Genomic DNA, 19,167 nt, shown 5'->3' with positions numbered 1-19,167 from the left:
GTGGGTAATTGCCGCCTTCCGGTTAGCGCTATTTAGGGCTGGAACGTGATGGGCACGTTTCCGAGCCACAAAGCGGTCTCGTAAGCCGGCCTTTATCTAAGCCAGAAGCAACCCACTTCTGACTAAGATAAATTTCATCACTGAGCCCTAAATAGCCCTAACCTCACGGCTAAATCAATGCAATCTACTTCTATAAGCTAAAATCTGCGAAATACTTGTCAAACAACTAAAAATTGAAAGTGCCAAGTATCTAATAATGCCGGTATTGTTGATAGCCCAAATGACTGCATATAACTTATCACTCCGTCAGTATAAACAACCGACTATCTTTTATCGTCAAATTATTTAAAGGGTGAAAGTGTCAGAATTGTCGTGACTGATACTGGTGTTGGTAATACCTAATGTGGTCTCATACGGGGTCGTCACTCTGTCATGCAGAATCCAGCTTTTTGCCTCGACGCTATGCTAGCTAACCCTGCTGACACAGGATACCGATTCTGAATAATTCGCTAAATCTAAATTACTGGCTAATCATTTGGAGTAGTGGACTAGCTGTAGGTTGTTGTTGATAGCATCGGCCGTGAAGGTGGCGTTTGACCGGCGTTTTTCCGGTCTTACACCACGGACCGGCCGGGAGATTTGCGGTTTAGGCAAAGTTTCCGGGCGAGGGGCAAGACGTTCTTCAGGCTTGCCCTGGTCCCGCGGCCGCATGTTATCAACAACGACCGGAAGCGGCAATTATCAACTATCTTTCATAGCCTGATTAGGAATTACAGTGGGATAGATTAGCGCTTTTCAACTTTCAACCTTTAGTTACTAATGAAGTGGTAAGTTACGATACGTGGTTTTCACCCAGAATGTTTTTGACTGAATACCCGAGTTAGTGCAATATTTTACAAATTTTATGAAAATACTTGAAACCGGTTCCGCCCGTAGCACTAAAAAGGGGTATACTTAAGATAACCAAAGCTTAAAGGAGTGTTCAGAACATGAAAATTGTTGCGCTTGTTGGTAGCATTCGCCATGCCTCATACAACCGAAAGTTAGCTGAATTTGTGAAAAAGCAGTATGCTGAACAGATGGATGTGGCCATCCCAGCATTACAAGAGTTACCGTATTATGATCAAGATATTGAGTTAGAAGCACCCGATAATGTTAAGGCTTTCAAAAAAGCCGTGCTCGACGCGGACGGCGTCATTTTTGTCACCCCAGAATATAACCATAGTATTTCAGGGGTGCTTGAGAATGCCATTGATTGGCTATCACGTGTTGAACATCCTTTAAAGGGAAAGCCAGTTATGATTCTGGGCGCCACCATGGGACCATTAGGCACGGTGCGGGCTCAAGGTCATTTACGTCAAATCTTGGACTCACCTGGTGTCGCTGCATTAACGATGCCCGGCGATGAATTTTTGATGGGCACCGTCCAAAATAAGTTTGACAATGCGGGTCATTTGACCGATCAAGCCAGCATCGATTGGTTGGATCACTGTATGCAAGACTATCTCAAATTTGTGCATCAAGTTAATCTGACGAAAGTCACTGACTAAGAACCAAAAATAAGAGTTGAGGGGTAATTTCAGATGAACAGAGAACGTAAGTTGATTTATGTCATTTTAAATGATGAAGATGTTGAATATGATTTGGAAGAATTGCCAGATGAATATGTTGTTTATATTCGCCAGCAAGCCGGAGATCCACGCGACTTACCGTTAGTAAATACTGAAGTTCAAAACTTGTTTAAGGATGCCGGCTTGGACTTTGCTGAAAAAGTCAAACCAGCCAATCATAAGGCTGACATTGTTTTAACCGTTAAGCGGACTAGTGTTACTGACGACTAGTGATTAGAACCGTTGACTGTCATTTATGGGCAGTTTCAATTATCATGAAACTTAAATCGAGCGCTTGGAAGAATTTTCCGGGCGCTTTTTTATATTGGAGGAAAAAGCATGACGATCGATGAACTTTATCACTTAATGTTGACCACGATGGGTCCTCAGCATTGGTTGGAATCAGGTGTCGCGCCAGCAGAGACCCCCTGGGAAATTTTATGGGGCGGTGTCTTAGTCCAAAATACGAATTGGCGCAACGTCGACTATGCGCTTGAAAATCTAAAACAGGCCACGCAGTTTGAGCCGCAACGCTTACTTGAATTGTCGTCAGCGGAATTAACGACTTTGGTTAAACCCGCGGGCTTCTACACGCGCAAAGTCCCAACGTTACAAGGCTTGGCGAACTGGAGTAGCCAGTACGACTTTGATTTAGCCAGAATTCGCGCCTTGCCAGCGCCACAAATTCGCCGTGAATTGAAGGCACTCAAAGGAATTGGCGATGAAACGGCTGACTATTTTACGATGTATGTTTTTAACAAGCCAACGATTATTGTGGATACCTATTTGCGGCGTCTTTTTGGTTGGCTAGGATTAGCCTTACCGAGTTCGTATGTTAAAGCGCAAGCCCTGATTGCTGCTAATTGGGATTATGATTTTCCGATGGCACGAGAATTTCATGCGCTGATCGTTGAATTTGGCAAGCAAGTTAAGGCAGTACCTGCATTTCAGCAGTCTTTCCTCGCTGACCAGCAATTGCACTTGCATTAGAAAGTAAGTTAACTAATAAAGTCGTTCGTTCAAATGACATATAATCGAACAAATCATCGGATTATATTTGACCATCCAGTTTGAGGTGGTTATGATAAGTACAAGTAAATGAAAGCGGTTTCTTTTTTAACCGGTTTTTATTTAAATCTGAGTTAGGTTTGGAGGGGATATTGGTGCGCTTTTCACAGAAAGTGATTTATCAAATCTATCCCAAGTCGTTTTATGACAGTAATGGTGATGGGATTGGCGATTTACGGGGAATCATTGCCAAAGTGCCGTATCTGTCACGATTAAATATCGATATGATTTGGTTCAATCCATTCTTTGTTTCGCCGCAACGCGATAATGGTTACGATATTGAAGACTATTATCAAATCGATCCCTTATTTGGGACGATGGCGGATTTTGATGAGTTGGTTCAAGACTTAAAAGCAGTGGGTATCGATGTCATGTTGGATATGGTTTTCAACCATACTTCGACGCAACACGAATGGTTCCAGAAAGCCTTGGCGGGTGATCCTGAGTTTCAGCAATATTATTATATCCGACCGGCAAAGGCTGATGGTACACCACCAACGAATTGGCAATCCAAGTTTGGCGGCTCTGCCTGGGCGCCTTTTGGTGAGACGGGTCAATATTATTTACATTTATATGACCAGTCTCAAGCTGATTTAGATTGGCATTGTCCCGCTGTTCGTCAAGCTTGTGCCAATATCATTAATTACTGGCAAAGCAAAGGTGTACGTGGATTTCGCTTTGATGTGATCAATGTCATCGGTAAAGATGTCGAACTGTTAGATGCACCACCGGCCATGAGCAGTAAGGTCTTGTATACGGACCGGCCAATCGTGCATGATTACTTGCAGGAATTAAATGCTGCCAGTTTTGGTCGCCATCCGCATGACATTACGGTTGGTGAGCTCTCGTCTGCAACATTAGCCAACAGTATCGCCTATACTCAGCCAGATCGGCATGAGCTGTCAATGGTGTTTAATTTCCACCATCTCAAAGTGGATTACGACCACGGTAATAAGTGGACGGACCGCCAATTTGATTTCATGGCGCTCAAAAAGATCATCAATGACTGGGCACAAGGGATGGCTGCCGCCGGTGGTTGGCAAGCCCTATTTTGGAACAACCATGATCAGCCACGGGCGGTGAATCGATTTGGTGATGTCGTGCATTACCGTGAAAAATCTGCCGAAATGCTCGCCACTGTGATGCATTTATTACGCGGTACGCCGTTTATTTATATGGGTGAAGAAATTGGGATGACGGATCCGCAATATCATCAGATTGAAGATTATGTTGATATTGAGAGTCACAACGCTTATCGCCAATTACGTGCCCAAGGTCATGGCGATCGCGCGGCATTTCATTTAGTTCATGTGAAGTCGCGAGACAATGCGCGTACGCCGATGCAATGGGATGAGTCGCCGAAGACGGCCGGGTTTACGACCGGGACGCCGTGGCTGAAGCCGACGAATCAAGCAACGATCAACGTGACGGATGAGCTAGCGCATGGGGAAATATTTAGCTACTATCAACGGTTAATTCAGTTAAGGAAACAGCTTACAGTTATTTCAGATGGGGATTATCAGCCATTATTCTTAGATCATCCTCAAGTGTTGGCCTATCTGCGAACCACATCACAACAGCAGGTGGCCGTTTTGAATAATTTCTTTGGCCGCAAAACGACCGTTGAATTGCCACCTGAATTTGTGGGGGCGACCGTTTTAATTTCGAATTATGGGACGACGGTCGCTGGCAATGCGGTGATTTTGCAACCATATGAATCAATTGCCTTATTACGCGATTTAAACAAAGGGGGAGACTCGCGATGAAACAAGTGCAATTATTATCACCAATCACGGGGCAGCTGATGCCTTTAAGTGACGTTAAAGATCCGGTATTTTCACAAGGTATGATGGGTGAAGGCTTCGGTATCGAACCAACTTCGGGCCAAGTCGTCGCGCCCGTTAGCGGGAAAATTACGATGGTGGCCTCAACATTACATGCCATTGGCTTTGCTGCTGATAATGGGTTGGAAGTTTTGGTCCATTTGGGGATTGATACCGTTGAATTGAAGGATAATCCACCATTCAAATTAAACATTAACGTTGCCGATGAAGTTAAAGCCGGTGACAAGATTGGGACGATGGATTTAGCAGCGGTCAAGGCAGCTGGCAAACAGACCACTGTGATCTTAGCCGTGACTAACACTGCGGATAAAGTTGCCAAATTAGTGCCAAATATAGGCCAAGTTAAAGCTGGTGCAGTCGGTGCTCAAGTTGAATTGCAAGCGGCATCCGCAGCAAGCACAACCTCAGCGCCAGCCAAAGGTAATGGCGGCAAGTATGATGAGTTGGCGAGCCAGATCATCACTAATATCGGTGGTGCTGAGAACGTCAAGAGCGTCATTCATTGTATTACCCGAGTTCGGTTTTATTTAAAGGATGAAGGCATTGCTAACGATGATGTCATTCGTAATCTAAAGGGTGTCATTGACGTGGCAAAGGCTGGCGGGCAATATCAAGTTGTCATCGGCCCCGCAGTCAACGACGTCTACGATGCAGTTGTCGCGCAACTTGGCCCCGGCTTTGGCGATGACGATGCATCCGCTTTAGCCAGTGAAAAAGAAGCTAACAAGGCCGCATGGAAAAAGATGACGCCTTGGCAAAAAGTTAAGCACAGTTTTAGCGCTTTAATTGGGGTTATTACGGGTTCCATGATTCCGGTTATCGGTTTGTTGGCGGCATCCGGTATCTTAAAAGGGGTCTTGGCGTTACTGACTTCCTTCAAGATCGTTTCCGCCACCACGTCGACTTATGTGATTATCAATGCCATGGGCGACTCAGTCTTCTACTTCCTACCAATTTTCGTTGGGTTTACGGCCGCCAAGAAGTTAGGCTCTGACCCAGTTATCATGGGAATCATTGGTGGGGTGCTGACTTATCCAACGATTGTGGCAATTGCCAGCACCGGTAAAGTCACTAGTCATTTATTAGGAATGGGCATCAACGCTGACTTCTTTGGATTACCAGTTCACGTTGCTTCATACAGTTATTCCATCTTCCCAATGATTGCCGGCGCTTGGTTAGCTAGCAAATTGGAACCATGGCTCAAGCGTGTGATTCCAACGGTCTTACGGATGATTTTTGTCCCATTACTTGAAGTTATTATTATCTCAGGGGCCATTATCTTATTCCTCGGCCCAATCATTACCGCCTTCTCAGGTGCTTTAGCTGCCGGGATCGTGAAGATTTACGAACTCAGTCCAGCAATTTCAGGATTGATTATTGGTGGGTTCTATCAAGTCTTGGTTATCTTCGGTTTACACTGGGCGATTATTCCAATTGTGGCCAACGATATTGCCACGACTGGTCACAGTTACTTGAACGCGATCGTTTCTGCAACGATGGTCGCTCAAGGTGGCGCGGTCTTAGCCATTGCCATGAAATCAAAGGTTGCAAGCATTAAAGAATTAGCATGGCCCGCAACGATTTCAGCATTCTCTGGTGTCACTGAACCCGCAATGTACGGGATTAACTTGAAATATGGTCGGGCCTTCGTCACTGCCAGCATTGGTGGGGCCGTTGGTGGGTTCTTAACCGGCTTGATGCATGTTAATATGTGGGGCTTCGCTGGTTCCTTAATTGGGTTCACTTCCTTCGTTAACCCGAAAGGCTTGGACTTCAGTTTCTGGGGCTTCTGGATTGCTTCCATCGCTGACATCATCGTGGCCTTCACGTTGACTTACATGTTTGGTTTCTCAGATGCAGATGTTAAGAATGTTAAAACGGCACCTAAGAAGAAGCATTTAGGTGAACAAGCCGCTTAGTTAACCCCTCAATTAGGCTTTAAAAGTCGATCACGTCTTAAAAGTTCGTTGCAGATGAATGCAGCGGACTTTTTATTTGGCTGCTGAGTTGCCGCCTCCGGTTGCCACTGATGACATGCGGTCGTGGGACCGGGGCCAGCCTGAGGAGCGGTCTGCCCCCTCGCCCGGAACAGTTGCTAAGCCCGCAATTGTCCCGGCCGGTCCGTGGCGTAAGATCGGCGAAAATCAGCCGACCAAACGCCACCATCACGACCGATGCCATCAGTGGCAACCTCCGGCTATATTCGGGTGATTTTAAAGCTGAACTCGGCGGATGTGGAATAGTATTATAAGTCGAATTGACGCTAATTCGTGAATTTGAGTGAATGATTCGGTTTAAGTATGACCTGTTTTTTGAGTGACTAGATTTGAAATGAGTCAATTCAAGTTCCGGCTGGTTCTACGTGCTGAGTTCAAAAACTGTAAAAACAGGCAGTCGATGACGTCGGGTTAGGTTTGTGTTGATACAGTAATAAGTACTAGCTTTTGAAGTTTAGCGAAGATTCTCAAAATAGGAAGAACTTCAGGTTTTAGGACCTGATCTAGCCGTGAGGTCGGTTCGTTTAGGGCTCAGCCGTGGCATTTGACTTAGCGCGGTGGGCTGCCGCGGTTAGTCAAAAACCGACTTTTGAGACCGCACTTTGGCTCAAAATCGGTTCACAGCGTTCCAGCCCTAAACGAACCGACCGGTAGGCGGCAATGAAGCACAAATCTGATGCAACTAGTTGACACTTTTAACAAAAGCTGGTTTAATGTAACTAATAAAGTTACAGGGAAGTAGGAAATTTAAAATGAAAATCACAATTACGGGCGCAACTGGCCATTTAGGCACTCAAATTGTCAAGGCGTTGCACAAATTAGTCCCAGCGACAGAACTGAATTTGGGCGTGCATACTGTTAGCAAGGCGGCGGATTTTGCCGCGCAAGGAATGACGGTAACCGCGATGGATTATCACGATGTTGAAAGCTTGAAACCAGTGTTGGCAGGCAGTGACGTCTTTATTTATGTGCCTAGTAAGAGCCATGATAGTTATTCGCGCGTGAGTGAGTTTGAAAATGTCATTCAGGCCGCGGAAGCTAGTCAGGTGAAGCACATGTTGGTCATGGGCTTTATTGCGGATCAAGTGAATAACCCCTTTGCATTGTCGGCATTTTATGGGTATGTGCCCCGGCGGTTAGCGGCTTCTAGCCTACAATATACGATTATTCGTAATAGCTTGTACGCTGATCCATTGGTACCTTATTTACCAGAACTTATTGAGCGAAAAAATGTGATTTATCCAATGGCTGACCAAGCTTTGAGCTTTATTAGCCAGGCTGATAGCGCGGCGGCATTTGCAAAAGTGGCGACGACGCCAGCAATGTTGGTTTCTGGCCGAATCTATACTTTGACGCAAGAGAAGTCATACACCATGCCAGCTTTAGCTGAAGTGCTAAGCCAAGTTTCTGGGCAACCGATTGGCTATCAACCAGTGACGTTGCAACAGTTTGCCACGATGTATAACCAAGGTAACGAGGGCCATATGTTGGCGTCAATGTATGCCGGTGGGGCAAAAGGGTTACTGGGAGAAGTTAGTTCGGATTATGCCACGATTATGGGCCGCCCCGCACAAACACTGCTTGATTTCTTACAAACAACTTATCAGTCCGCACCGAAAAAGCTTTAAAATTCATGGCTCGTACGCTAGCGATGCCATTTTCCATGCTATAATTTAGGTTGACGAAAGCATATGGAAAGGGGGGCACTAGCATGGCTACGGGGATGACATCGGATTTTCGGGAAATGTTTCATCGGGGACAATTGACGATCGGTATCAGTGAGCTAAGCAAAATGACTGGTGTCTCGCCACGCCAGCTGCGTTATTGGCAAAAAAAGGGGTACATTATTCCTAAAAATGAGGATGAACCGGGGCGCGCGCGGATTTACACCATGAAAATGGTCATTAAAGCCGCCGCCATGAGCAATTTGTTGCAGACCGGTTATACTTTGAAAGCGGCCGCCGCCCAAGTGGATGAACGTATGCGGCCCGCTCAAACGATGTATCACGTTTTATTTGATCGGTATCAAGGCTTTGAAGTGGCGGAAGACGGCCAGTTATTGGTTGACTTAGGGACATTTGATCCAGATCCAACCCAAGAACTTTTTGCGAAGTTAGTGGATGAACGACCAAAGTTTATTTTAAAACCAAAAGAATAGTGTCGTTTAAAAAGGTCCTTGTCCATGGGTCGCCGAATGTTGGCGGCCAATGTGACAAGGGCTTTTTTGTTAAATTGAAGGCTTGAAAACGGTTTAATTACGTTACAATGGTTTTAGTTGATATTTATGAAACTAAGGAGGAGTAATACAATGACTAAACCAAAACTGATTTTAAGCGATATTGATGGGACGCTTTTAACTGATGCTGCTGAAATCTTGCCGGCAACCGTGACTGGGGTCAAGCAAGCAGTCGCACAAGGGGCCACGATGGTCTTGGCGTCAGCACGTTCCCCCAAAGGCATGTTTGGGTTAGCGCAGCAATTGGGGATTACGTCCACTATGATTGCTTACAATGGCGCACTGACCGCCAAAATGACCGCGACGAGTTTGACGGTACTTGAAGAGCGACCGATTGCGTCAGCAGTGGCGGCGAAAGTTGAACAACTAGTACGTGAGAATTGGCCGCAAGCGTCATTCAATATTTATGCGGCTAATCAATGGTTGGTGCGTGAATTGGGCCCGTGGGAGCAGCAAGAAGCGGCTGGCATCGGGTATCAACCAGAAGTTGTGGTGCCGGCGACGTGGTTGGCCAAACCAACGCAGGCTATTTCAGCTTATCGTTCGAAACCGACTTATTTGGAAATTGTCGCGACCGGCGTTTCTAAGGCGGCCGCACTGGAAACATTGATCGCGGATGAACAGATATCCCCAGCACAAGCGATTGCTTTTGGGGATAACTTTAATGATTTAGACTTATTAAAGTTAGTCGGCATCGGGGTTGCGATGGGCAATGCACCGGCCGCCGTAAAACAAGGTGCTAATTTAGTGACGACTGATAATAATCATAACGGGATTCAACAAGTTTTAGCGCAATATTTTGAGTAATCAAAAAAGACCAGCCAACGCTGGTCTTTTTGTTAACAACTATTTTGTAAATTCCGTTAAGAGCGACTGGGTCGCAGCGCCGCTAAACTGGTTCGTTTGCAGGCGGGTGTAGATTTCTTGCATGATCTGGCGTAATTGCGCGTCCGTCAGACCTTGGTCAGCCAATGTATTGATGACGACTTGTAAGAGGTCCAATGGCAAAATGGGACGTTTGTCAGGATGGGCCGTGAAATATTCTTGCACCGCCTGATCATGAAGCTGCCAATAAACGGGATTCTTCACATCGTCAAAAATCGTTTTAAGCTGTTCTAAGGCCGGTGACAGCGGAATGTTTTTCGCAATCATGGTCGTCAACATGCCCTCACGTTCCGGAATGCGGACGTCGGCAATATAATCTTTTAATAATAAGAAATGGGTCTTAAACGGTGGCCGCAAGCTAAAGGTCATCGTTAAAGTAATTTGACTATCAGATTCTGCCATAAGCAAAAACTCCCTTACTGATTATTACCGCTTGGTGAAACGGACCACCGCTTCGCAACGGGCAGTTTGTGGAAACATATCAATCGATTGAATGTAATCGACTTGATAACCGCGTGTTAATTGACGTAAATCTTGGGCTAACGTCGATGGATTACATGAAATATAGACTAATTTTTCAGGTGCACTTTGTAAAATGGCGTCGATTAAGACATCATCAAGGCCGGTACGTGGTGGATCGACCACGATAGCGTCGGGTGCGAAACCGCTGGCTAACCATTGTGGTAACAACGTTTCAGCTTCGCCAATTTCGTACTTAGCGTTGGTGATACCATTGCGTTTGGCATTTTCATTGGCGTCCGCAACGGCGGCTGGAATGGTATCCATCCCGCGAACTTCTTGGGCAACGTCGGCCAATGACAAGCCAATCGTCCCAACCCCAGAATAAGCATCGACCAAGGTCTCGTGTGGCGCTAAGTCTAACGCGGTCCGAGCCAGTTGATAGAGTTTCTTAGTCTGTTCAGGATTCAATTGGAAGAAAGCCCGCGCTGACAAATCAAAGGCCAGTCCATCGAGTTCTTCAGTGATGGTTGGTTTCCCAGCTAATAAAGTCGTTTGGTCGCCCCAAATTAGAGAAGTTTTACCGATATTGACATTTTGCATCACGGAAACGACCATTGGTAACTTGTCGGCAATTTTCATGAGCAATTGATGTTTCTTAGGGAACTTTGGCGTATTGGTGACAAAGACAAGTTGAACTTCACCCGTTGCCGCCGCGGCCCGAACGACCACGGTTTTGACGATGCCAGAATTGTGTTCCTCATCATAGATTGGCACAGCCAATTCTTCCAGCCAACCGACTACCGCGCGCATGACAGTCATCGTGACCGGCATTTGAACGGAACAAGTCGGGAGGTCGACCAGGTCGTGACTATTTTCCTTATAAAGTCCTGCTGCGACGTGGCCATCGATCATCCGAACTTGGAATTGGGCCTTGTTACGGTATTCATAAGGATCGTCCATGCCAATGGTTGGGCGGATGTCATATTGCCGGAAGCCTGCTGGTTGGTATTTTTCTAAAGCTTGGCGAATTAAATCTTGTTTGAATCTTAATTGAGCCGGGTAGTCTAAATGTTCGAGTTCGAAGCCACCGACTTCATCAGCGTACTCGTCACGGGGATCGACCCGATCTGGACTGATTTTACGCAACTTACGAATTTTTGCTTCTAAGTAGCGTGGATGAACAACCGTGACTTCAGCGACAATGACTTCACCCGGTAAGGCCCCTTTGACGAAAGTAATGACATGCTTATAGTAGCCAATACCTTCACCATTAATTCCTAGGCGTTTGATGGTCAATGGGAAGCGCTGACCTAGTGTGACGTCGGTTTGGACTTTTTCAGTTGGCTGGCGGCGGGCTTGTGAAGGCCGGGCTGGCCGCCGATTTGGATAATGATTCGATTGTGTCATATTAGTTTTAACTAACCTCGTTTTCTGTTAACTGCGTTCAAATCATTATAGCATGCTGGCTGGCGGTACGGGGCGGCTTAGGATTTTAAGGCTGAATTGTTTCGCCGCCGACTAATTTGGTTAGCTAAATTAAGAAGCATCATTAGCTATCTGAAGTGGTCATCTTCCAGCGCTTAATAGGTCTAAAGTGTAAACGGTTTATGCTAAACTTAGGCCAACTAGAATTTGGGGTGGAGGGATGTTTCATGACGGCTTTAATGAGTTTGCAGAATGTTAATTATCAGGTCAAAGATAAGTTGATTTTGCAGGAGATCAACTTAACGGTTCCGGCTGGTGCGAACTATACAATTACTGGGCCATCAGGGAGTGGTAAGAGTATGTTACTCAGATTGATGGCGGCAATGATTTCAAAAACGAGTGGTGAGTTGATTTTTGCTGGTAAACCTATTGAAAGTTATGATCCAATCATGTATCGGCGAGAAGTTTCCTACTGCTTTCAACAACCAACGCTATTTGGTACGACGGTTGCGGACAATTTAGCGTTTCCGTATCAAATTCGAAAACAGGTGATCGATCTGCCACACGTCACAGCCGCTTTGGAATACGTCGGGTTGTCAGCTAAAATGTTGAACCAGAAAATTGAAGACTTGTCCGGTGGTGAACGTCAGCGTGTCGCGCTGATTCGCAATATACTGTTTTTGCCGAAAATATTACTTTTAGATGAAGTAACGGCGGGGCTGGATACGGCGAACAAGGACATTATTCATGAGTGGTTACGTCATTTAAATGAAGATCGACACGTGACAACGCTGATGATTACGCACGACACGACGGAGATTGCTTCGGCGGATCAACTGTTGCGGGTCGTTGATGGTCGTTTGGAGGTGGGGGCATGAATTTAGTGGTCAATAATACCTCATTGTTTTTAGCGGCAATGCTAGTTCTAGTCGCGCTAGCTATTAGTTTGTGGCAAAAATTAGGGCTGGATAAGGATATTATCATTGGGGTCGTCCGCGCGGTGATTCAATTGTTTATTGTGGGTTATTTATTGAAATATATCTTCCGCGTGAATAATTTCTGGTTAACGACGGCGATGATTTTATTCATTATTTTTAATGCGGCGTGGAATGCGCAAAAACGGGGAGCGGGGATTGCACATGCGTTGCCAATTTCATTTTTAGCTATTTTCATCAGTACAGGTGTGACACTAGGCGTCCTAGTTTTAGCGGGTGCGATTAAATTTATTCCGTCACAAATGATTCCGATTTCTGGGATGATTGCGTCGAACTCAATGGTGGCGATTGGGCTGGCTTATCGCAGCTTGAATAGCCAATTCCATGATCAGCGACAAAGGGTGCTAGAACGGTTAGCGCTCGGTGCCGGACTCATGGATGCCTCGATTGCAATTGTCCGCGAAGCCATCCGCACGGGAATGTCACCGACCATTGATTCGGCAAAAACGGTGGGATTAGTTAGTTTGCCCGGCATGATGTCTGGGTTGATTTTCGCGGGCGTCGATCCGGTTCGCGCGATTAAATACCAAATTATGGTGACTTTTATGTTGTTGTCAGCGACAAGTTTGGGCTCGATTATTGCTTGTTATTTAGCTTATCGAAACTTTTATAATGAACAAAAACAATTGAAATAATTATGGTACGTCGTGGCTAGGCTGTGCCGTTTTAGTTATGCTATGATAGATGAGATTTTGTAGGGGGTGTGCGTAATTAGTGACACGAGTGTTTGGTTACCAGTACCAGCTGAATTTTATTGGTCATGGTTGATTCCACTGGTTTTAGGCCTGTTTTTCAGCTGGCAGTATCGTCGGGATAAGGTGCGTTTGAGCAATGGTATTTGGTTTTCGCTATTTTTCTATTCATTTTTGATCGTCTTGGCGATTACGATTCTAGGGACGAATAATCATCCTTTGATTATCGTTTGTGGGACGATTTTTGTGGGCTTTATTTTATTACTTGGCGTGTTGTTCTTTTTACAAGCGTTCTTATTATTATGGAATGCCTGGATCGTGTGGCGCCATGAAAGTCACACGCTGGCCAATATGCTGACCTTGTTTTTAGGGTTAGCGATTCTAATTTTGCCGTTTATCAGCAGTGCCATTAGTAATCGGGTGCCACAGCCCGTGAATACGTTTATGACGGTTTTCTCGGGGCTACTGATTTTTTACGTGGCTTTTTGGTTTTATAACTATTTGACGATGCTCGTCATCTATCAGTTCAACCGGCCACGCTTGCGCCAAGACTATATTATTGTGCTCGGGGCTGGTTTGTTAAACGGTGATGAAGTTTCGCCACTACTGGGTCAACGAATTAAACGCGGGTTAGCTTTTTATCAAAAACAGCAACGTCGCACGAAACATCCAGCCGTAATGATTTTCTCTGGTGGTCAAGGCGCGGATGAAACGGTGCCAGAAGGTCAGGCGATGCTAGATTACGCCATTGCGCAGGGGTTACCGGCAGCGGATGGGCTAGCCGAGACCAAGTCGACAACTACTTTGGAAAATATGCAGTTTAGTAAGCGTTTGATCGACCAAGGTGGTGTTCAAAATCCGCAAACGATTTTTGTCACGAACAACTATCACACGTTTCGAGCTGGGATGTTTGCGAAGCAAGCTGGTTTGAAAGCGGATGGCATTGGCGCGCGTACGGCGCATTTCTTTTTACCGGATGCGATTATCCGAGAATATATTGCGATTTTTGCTCGCCATAAATGGTGGCATGCGGCCGCCGCAGTGGGAATGTTGTTATTATCGTTAGCGATGGTCTTGCTAGATTTGTATAATGGTCAATTTTAAGCTGGCTGACGCAAAAAAGTTAACGGTAACATTTGCTTAAAACAAGTTGAATATTGCTTATTCTAAAGCCCGGTTAACGGGCTTTTTATGTGGCAAGTAACCGAAAAAGTCGCGTCATTAGCTTATTGTAAGGGCAAAATAGTTTGCGTCAGGTGCTAACGATTAAAGGCACTTCATGGTATCATCTAGTAAGACAATTGATTTGAACATAATAGTTAGGGGTGATTAAGGTGCGATTAGACCAATTGGTTCAGATGATTAATGTTGATTTTTTTAATATTAATACGGTGATCATTGCCCTAATTACCATCGGCTTGATTACCCTGATGACTATTTTGACCTATTTTCTTGAGCAACGGGCGCTACGGTTACGGCAGCGTCGGTTTACGATCCTAGCACATGGTTATGAAGCGGCTAGTTTAGTCGTTAGTATGATTTTATTACGGTCGATTTGTGTCACGATTGATCCGGAAAACATGTTGAGTTGGTCATATGCCACCGCGCAATTGACAGTTTTACTATTCGGCCTATACACCATGCGAAATTTGGCAGTCGAAATTATTAATATTTTGATGCCGATTTTTTTCTATGGTCAGGGGATGTACCTTGGGAAAGGCGCCCATTTTGTGGCGACGTTTATTATTATGACGGTCTTGCTTTCTGGGACAATCATTTACTTTTCACGACATCGTTCTAGTGTCATGGGGTCACAGTGGCGCTATCTGGCGCTACAGTTAGTGTATGGTGGAACTTGGTGGTTTATTATTTGGTCGGTCCATCGCTTCAATTTGGCTTATACGATCAACGTTTTAATTATTTTTATTGTGTATATGTGGATCATCCGTTTCTTTGTCACGCGGATCAGTGCTTTAATTACGAAATTTACGCAATTGGATCAGCGTGTCAATTACGATGAGTTAACGGGCGTACGTAATCGTGCCAATTTTGATACGATTAAAAATGAGGTCTTTGACGCTTATAAAAAACGGCCGAATGCGGCAGTGACGATGGCGATGTTTGATATCGATCATTTTAAAAAATTTAACGATACTTATGGGCACATGACTGGGGATGCCGTATTGAAACATGTGGCCACTCATTTTGAGACGGCGCTTTTCAAACAGACCACGCATGGTCAGCTGTTTCGATATGGTGGCGAGGAATTTGTCGTGATTTTCCGTGGGATTCCGGCCGAACAAGCCCGTACAACTATTACAGCGATTCGCGATGACCTTCAAAAAGAAACCGTTGACTTCAATGGTCAAAAATTGCGAGTGACGGTCTCATTTGGGATTTCACAATTACAGCCGAGTGACGTGACATTCGATGACTGGTTTAATCGCGTCGACCATTATCTTTATTTATCAAAGGAAGCTGGGCGTAATCGGATCACAGTAGAAGGGACAACGCTAGTATTGAGTTAGTTGATAAAAGAACGTCCTCGGCAATTCTTAATTGGAATTGCCGAGGACGTTCTTTTATTAGCGGTATTTTTGTGTTAAAGCTGGTCGTCCTTTTGATAAGCTAATAAGTCACCAGGCTGGCAATCCAAAACACGACAGATCGCGGCTAGAGTCGAAAAACGGACCGCTTTGGCCTTGCCATTTTTGAGGATTGATAGGTTGGCCATTGTGATCCCAACGGCTTGGGAGAGTTCGGTCAGACTCATTTTACGTTTGGCGAGCATGATATCGAGGTTTATTGTAATCATATCGTCAACTCGTTTTCTTTTTTGAGCTGAATAGCACTGGTTAATAATTGGGTTAAAATATTAGCGAATAGGCCGATGACGAAAGCAATACCCGTTAAAATTGAGGCTAATAGGAGTAAGCCAGGCGCATCTTCAGCCTGGACCCACACGTAAAAAATTGGCAGTAGGGCGGCAAAGATGACGGTCACACTATAAGCCGCTCGCTTGATCCAAGTCAGCGCTGTAACGGATGGCGTTGTAAAAACTTTCCGTTGGTCGATTAGGGTGAGTAACTGCCATGACTGAAAGACGGCTAGGAACACTAGGGCGATCATGGCGTAGAGGCCGATTCCCAGTGGCCAAACTAGGCCATCTAAATCGGCGTGAGTGTTCCGGAGAATTGTTGGTACGACAATCACTGCGGCTAAAATCATCATTAGGCTGATGACGATCAAGGCTACTTTGAGTAATAGTGTCTGTTTTTTCATGACTAACACCTCAACTTTTTAAGTTAATTATACGCATTGTTTATCGATAATCAATAAATAGTTAATGATTATCAATAAAATAAAACCGAGCCCATTAAATTGGACTCGGTGGTCATTACGAAGCAGTAACGGTAATATCACCGTCAGTTGTCGTCAGTTGATATTGTTGATTGGCTTTTGGTTGATACTGATAGCTCTTTTGATTATCATGGTGCCAGCTGAAAACGGTGAGATCACCATCATCGGTGTGGGCGTTGATCCCACTACTTGGTGCGGTAGTAACGTGGATATCGCCGTCAGTTGTTTTAACTGCCAACTGTTGGGCTAGCTGATTATCTAATAAGCTGATATCACTATCGCTACCATTGATTTGGCCGCTCCTCAATTTGGTTTGACGAATGGTCACATCGTCGTTGCCTGTAATCGAAGAGGTCGATTTCTCAAACTGGCTATGGTCAATAGTGATATCGCCAGTACTTTTAAGTGTCAGACTGGGGGCAGTGACCTTATTGAAACGGGTATTGTAGGCAGTGATATCAGTCAACGGCTGGGTCACGTTAACTTCACGTAAGGTCAAATCGCCTTGGGGCTGAGCAGTGAGTTTCCCAATGTTGAGACTATTTAGGCTAACGTCACCATTTTGTGCACGTCCAGCGGTCAATTGATCTAGTTTAGTTCCCTTGGCAACGGTAATGACTGTGGCTTCGTTGACGGGAGTCGTGAATTGAAAGTTAAAAGATTGATAGCTTTTAACGGATGAGGTCACGGTAATGCGACCATCATTGTCGGTGATTTGTGGCTGGTCAATCGAACTAGTGACGCGGATACTGTTATGGTCACCGGAACGCACGATCACATTACTGCCAGTTTTAAGCGTGATGCTTTTGATTTTGGTTGGCTGAGCTGACGCTGTATAGCGTTTGGCAATATGAAAGCCGTCATGCCAGTAAATTGTTTTAATACCGTTATTGGCGATACCTAGAATGGCCAAAATAAGCCCTAAAATTAATAATAGAAAGCCGATTTTAACGGTTTTTTTCATGATGACGACCTCCTCTCTCAGCGCGATTCTTTTTAACGAAACGATGGTATAAGCGTTGTACAATCGTTGAAACACCTTGGATAATTAGACCGATAAACCACAAGAAGAGTGGTAACACGAGTAATTCGACCCCAATCGCGGCGAGCCCGCTACCGATGTAGAAACACGCGGTCCATAGCGATTGTGTGAAGACCCCGACCCCTGCGGTAATCATGGAAAGGCTGAGGAATGTCAGCCCGACCACGATTGCGACGATGGCAACTGCCACGGCAAAGACGATGGCGGCCAAAGCAAAGAGTACAGCCAAGATGACGATCAACGCCGGAATGGTAATAGGTGTTGAAAGCAAGGCCAGCACGATCAGCCAAATGGTGCGCACGCCAGCGCGGCCTTTTTGGCGCTTCGTTGAGTTGCCAGTGAGATTTTCATTGAAACGAATGGAATAGTCTGCCAAAATTTTCCGGGCGAGCTGTTTGGGCGTTCCGAGTTCTGCCACACAGTCGTCATAGTCTTGAATATTGGCATCGAGTAAATATTCGCGGTAAAACTCGAGTACTTCGTCGCGTTCGTCATCATTCAGCTGGATGAGTAATGCTGCGAATTTGTCTAAGTAGTCCGTCATGATGCCGCTGCCCCCTTTAATAAGTTACTAATTGCATTTTGATAAGTGTCCCAATCCTTTTGAATCAGTGTTAGTTGTTGTTGGCCCGCCGCAGTAATTTGATAGTAGCGGCGATTACGTCCTTGAAAGGCTTGGTCGTAAGTTGTGACCCAACTGTTTTTCTTTAAACGGCGTAAAACCGGGTATAAGGTTGACTCCGAAACGGCAACGGAAGCTTGCAACCGCTGCGTTAAGGCATAACCGTAATAATCTTCGGTGCTCAATAAGGCTAAGACACAGCCATCGAGGAGTTCCGAACTAATTTGAATCGCCATCACTAGTCCTCCTATCATATTATACGTCGTATAGTATTACTCGACTAACAGTATAACTAGAATTATAATATCCGTCAATAAAAATAATGATATTAAGAAAATTGATGTTGGTTGCTCATTGCCGCCTTCGGTCGCCGCTGATGACATGCGGTCGTGGGACCGGGCCGAGCCTGAAAAACGGTCTCGGCCCTCGCCCGGAACAGTTGCCAAAGTCGCAACTGCCCCGGACGGTCCGTGGCATAAGGCCGACAAGCCCCGTCGACCAAACGCCACCAACACGCCCGATGCCATCAGCGACCACCTCCGGCTAGCTCGTGGGTATACGTGAGTAGGATACTTGTTTTTTAATCGATGGCGGAGGATGAGTGAAGAGAGCGTCACGTTTTATCTCAAGAACTAAAGATTGAAAGTAGCAATGTCGTAGACTCCATAATACTCGTATTGATTAAATGGCCGCATGTAGATTATCGCTTCAGCAGTCAGGGTCTGTGTGTTATTGGGTGACTGTGCCAGCTAAGGTACGGTCTTATAGCTTATTTTCAAGCCAGAGAGCGGTATCTTTGAATTGATTTTCTAAATCAAACCAACTGACTAAGTATTCAGAACAGTTGGCTAGCTGTAGGTTTTTGTTGCGTGCATCGGCCGTGTGGGTGGCGTTTGACCGGCGGCTTTTCCGGTCTTACACCACGGACC

19 protein-coding genes are annotated in these 19,167 nt (G+C 45.4%); 12 read left to right on the top strand and 7 right to left on the bottom strand.

Annotated elements, in window-relative coordinates; genetic code table 11:
• Nucleotides 1-989: 989 nt before the first annotated feature.
• The 8 genes from FFM70_RS07515 to FFM70_RS07480 all read left to right on the top strand — a co-directional run bounded on the left by FFM70_RS07515 (nucleotide 990) and on the right by FFM70_RS07480 (nucleotide 9,562).
• Nucleotides 990-1,550: an NADPH-dependent FMN reductase gene (locus FFM70_RS07515; RefSeq protein WP_137616235.1), complete on the top strand. Its 561-nt coding sequence runs from the start codon at nucleotides 990-992 to the stop codon at nucleotides 1,548-1,550.
• Between the two features lie 33 nt (nucleotides 1,551-1,583).
• On the top strand, nucleotides 1,584-1,841 hold the full coding sequence (locus FFM70_RS07510) for a hypothetical protein (RefSeq protein WP_137616234.1): 258 nt from the start codon (nucleotides 1,584-1,586) through the stop codon (nucleotides 1,839-1,841).
• A gap of 108 nt (nucleotides 1,842-1,949) precedes the next feature.
• Nucleotides 1,950-2,600 (top strand): endonuclease III domain-containing protein, encoded by a 651-nt coding sequence (locus tag FFM70_RS07505; protein WP_137616233.1) that lies wholly within the window; start codon nucleotides 1,950-1,952, stop codon nucleotides 2,598-2,600.
• Nucleotides 2,601-2,773: 173 nt separating this feature from the next.
• Nucleotides 2,774-4,444 (top strand): alpha,alpha-phosphotrehalase, encoded by a 1,671-nt coding sequence (gene treC / locus FFM70_RS07500; protein ID WP_137616232.1) that lies wholly within the window; start codon nucleotides 2,774-2,776, stop codon nucleotides 4,442-4,444.
• The gene (locus FFM70_RS07495) at nucleotides 4,441-6,441 is read left to right on the top strand and encodes a PTS sugar transporter subunit IIABC (protein ID WP_137616231.1); all 2,001 of its coding nucleotides are present in this window, start codon (nucleotides 4,441-4,443) and stop codon (nucleotides 6,439-6,441) included. The genes treC and FFM70_RS07495 overlap by 4 nt, the downstream gene beginning before the upstream one ends.
• 830 nt (nucleotides 6,442-7,271) lie before the next feature.
• On the top strand, nucleotides 7,272-8,147 hold the full coding sequence (locus FFM70_RS07490; RefSeq protein ID WP_137616230.1) for an SDR family oxidoreductase: 876 nt from the start codon (nucleotides 7,272-7,274) through the stop codon (nucleotides 8,145-8,147).
• An 83-nt stretch (nucleotides 8,148-8,230) separates the two neighbouring features.
• On the top strand, nucleotides 8,231-8,677 hold the full coding sequence (locus FFM70_RS07485) for a MerR family transcriptional regulator (protein ID WP_137616229.1): 447 nt from the start codon (nucleotides 8,231-8,233) through the stop codon (nucleotides 8,675-8,677).
• A gap of 150 nt (nucleotides 8,678-8,827) precedes the next feature.
• Nucleotides 8,828-9,562 (top strand): Cof-type HAD-IIB family hydrolase, encoded by a 735-nt coding sequence (locus FFM70_RS07480; RefSeq protein WP_137616228.1) that lies wholly within the window; start codon nucleotides 8,828-8,830, stop codon nucleotides 9,560-9,562.
• 39 nt (nucleotides 9,563-9,601) lie between these two features.
• Here FFM70_RS07480 and FFM70_RS07475 read toward each other — a convergent pair whose 3' ends face one another.
• Together FFM70_RS07475 and rlmD are read right to left on the bottom strand one after the other, a co-directional pair.
• A complete protein-coding gene (locus FFM70_RS07475) occupies nucleotides 9,602-10,042 on the bottom strand; it encodes a hypothetical protein (RefSeq protein WP_137616227.1) in 441 nt (146 codons plus the stop codon).
• A 24-nt stretch (nucleotides 10,043-10,066) separates the two neighbouring features.
• Nucleotides 10,067-11,509, bottom strand: coding sequence for a 23S rRNA (uracil(1939)-C(5))-methyltransferase RlmD (gene rlmD / locus FFM70_RS07470; protein ID WP_137616226.1), 1,443 nt, complete (start codon nucleotides 11,507-11,509; stop codon nucleotides 10,067-10,069).
• Nucleotides 11,510-11,754: 245 nt separating this feature from the next.
• On the opposite strand from rlmD, the gene FFM70_RS07465 reads away from it, so the two are divergent.
• The 4 genes from FFM70_RS07465 to FFM70_RS07450 all read left to right on the top strand — a co-directional run bounded on the left by FFM70_RS07465 (nucleotide 11,755) and on the right by FFM70_RS07450 (nucleotide 15,742).
• Entirely contained in the window at nucleotides 11,755-12,405 is a 651-nt protein-coding gene (locus FFM70_RS07465) for an ABC transporter ATP-binding protein (RefSeq protein WP_137616225.1), read from the top strand.
• Nucleotides 12,402-13,157 (top strand): ABC transporter permease, encoded by a 756-nt coding sequence (locus FFM70_RS07460; protein WP_137616224.1) that lies wholly within the window; start codon nucleotides 12,402-12,404, stop codon nucleotides 13,155-13,157. The genes FFM70_RS07465 and FFM70_RS07460 overlap by 4 nt, the downstream gene beginning before the upstream one ends.
• Before the next feature lie 75 nt (nucleotides 13,158-13,232).
• Nucleotides 13,233-14,318: a YdcF family protein gene (locus FFM70_RS07455; RefSeq protein ID WP_137616269.1), complete on the top strand. Its 1,086-nt coding sequence runs from the start codon at nucleotides 13,233-13,235 to the stop codon at nucleotides 14,316-14,318.
• A 230-nt stretch (nucleotides 14,319-14,548) separates the two neighbouring features.
• The gene (locus tag FFM70_RS07450) at nucleotides 14,549-15,742 is read left to right on the top strand and encodes a GGDEF domain-containing protein (RefSeq protein ID WP_223877453.1); all 1,194 of its coding nucleotides are present in this window, start codon (nucleotides 14,549-14,551) and stop codon (nucleotides 15,740-15,742) included.
• Between the two features lie 74 nt (nucleotides 15,743-15,816).
• On the opposite strand, the gene FFM70_RS07445 is transcribed toward FFM70_RS07450, so the two are convergent.
• The 5 genes from FFM70_RS07445 to FFM70_RS07425 form a co-directional block, all read right to left on the bottom strand.
• Nucleotides 15,817-16,029 (bottom strand): helix-turn-helix domain-containing protein, encoded by a 213-nt coding sequence (locus FFM70_RS07445; protein WP_137616223.1) that lies wholly within the window; start codon nucleotides 16,027-16,029, stop codon nucleotides 15,817-15,819.
• Nucleotides 16,026-16,496, bottom strand: a complete 471-nt coding sequence (locus tag FFM70_RS07440) for a DUF2975 domain-containing protein (RefSeq protein WP_137616222.1) — start codon at nucleotides 16,494-16,496, stop codon at nucleotides 16,026-16,028. Before FFM70_RS07440 ends, FFM70_RS07445 begins: the two co-directional genes overlap by 4 nt.
• A gap of 115 nt (nucleotides 16,497-16,611) precedes the next feature.
• Complete coding sequence (locus FFM70_RS07435) at nucleotides 16,612-17,538, bottom strand: DUF4097 family beta strand repeat-containing protein (protein WP_137616221.1); 927 nt, start codon at nucleotides 17,536-17,538, stop codon at nucleotides 16,612-16,614.
• Nucleotides 17,522-18,160, bottom strand: a complete 639-nt coding sequence (locus FFM70_RS07430) for a DUF1700 domain-containing protein (protein ID WP_137616220.1) — start codon at nucleotides 18,158-18,160, stop codon at nucleotides 17,522-17,524. The genes FFM70_RS07435 and FFM70_RS07430 overlap by 17 nt, the downstream gene beginning before the upstream one ends.
• On the bottom strand, nucleotides 18,157-18,474 hold the full coding sequence (locus FFM70_RS07425) for a PadR family transcriptional regulator (protein ID WP_137616219.1): 318 nt from the start codon (nucleotides 18,472-18,474) through the stop codon (nucleotides 18,157-18,159). Before FFM70_RS07425 ends, FFM70_RS07430 begins: the two co-directional genes overlap by 4 nt.
• Nucleotides 18,475-19,167 lie beyond the last annotated feature (693 nt).

It is taken from the genome of Lactiplantibacillus nangangensis (assembly GCF_005405065.1).
GTDB lineage: Bacteria > Bacillota > Bacilli > Lactobacillales > Lactobacillaceae > Lactiplantibacillus > Lactiplantibacillus nangangensis.
The sequence above is the reverse complement of the archived record's forward strand: the minus strand, read 5'-3'. Positions and strand labels throughout refer to the sequence as shown.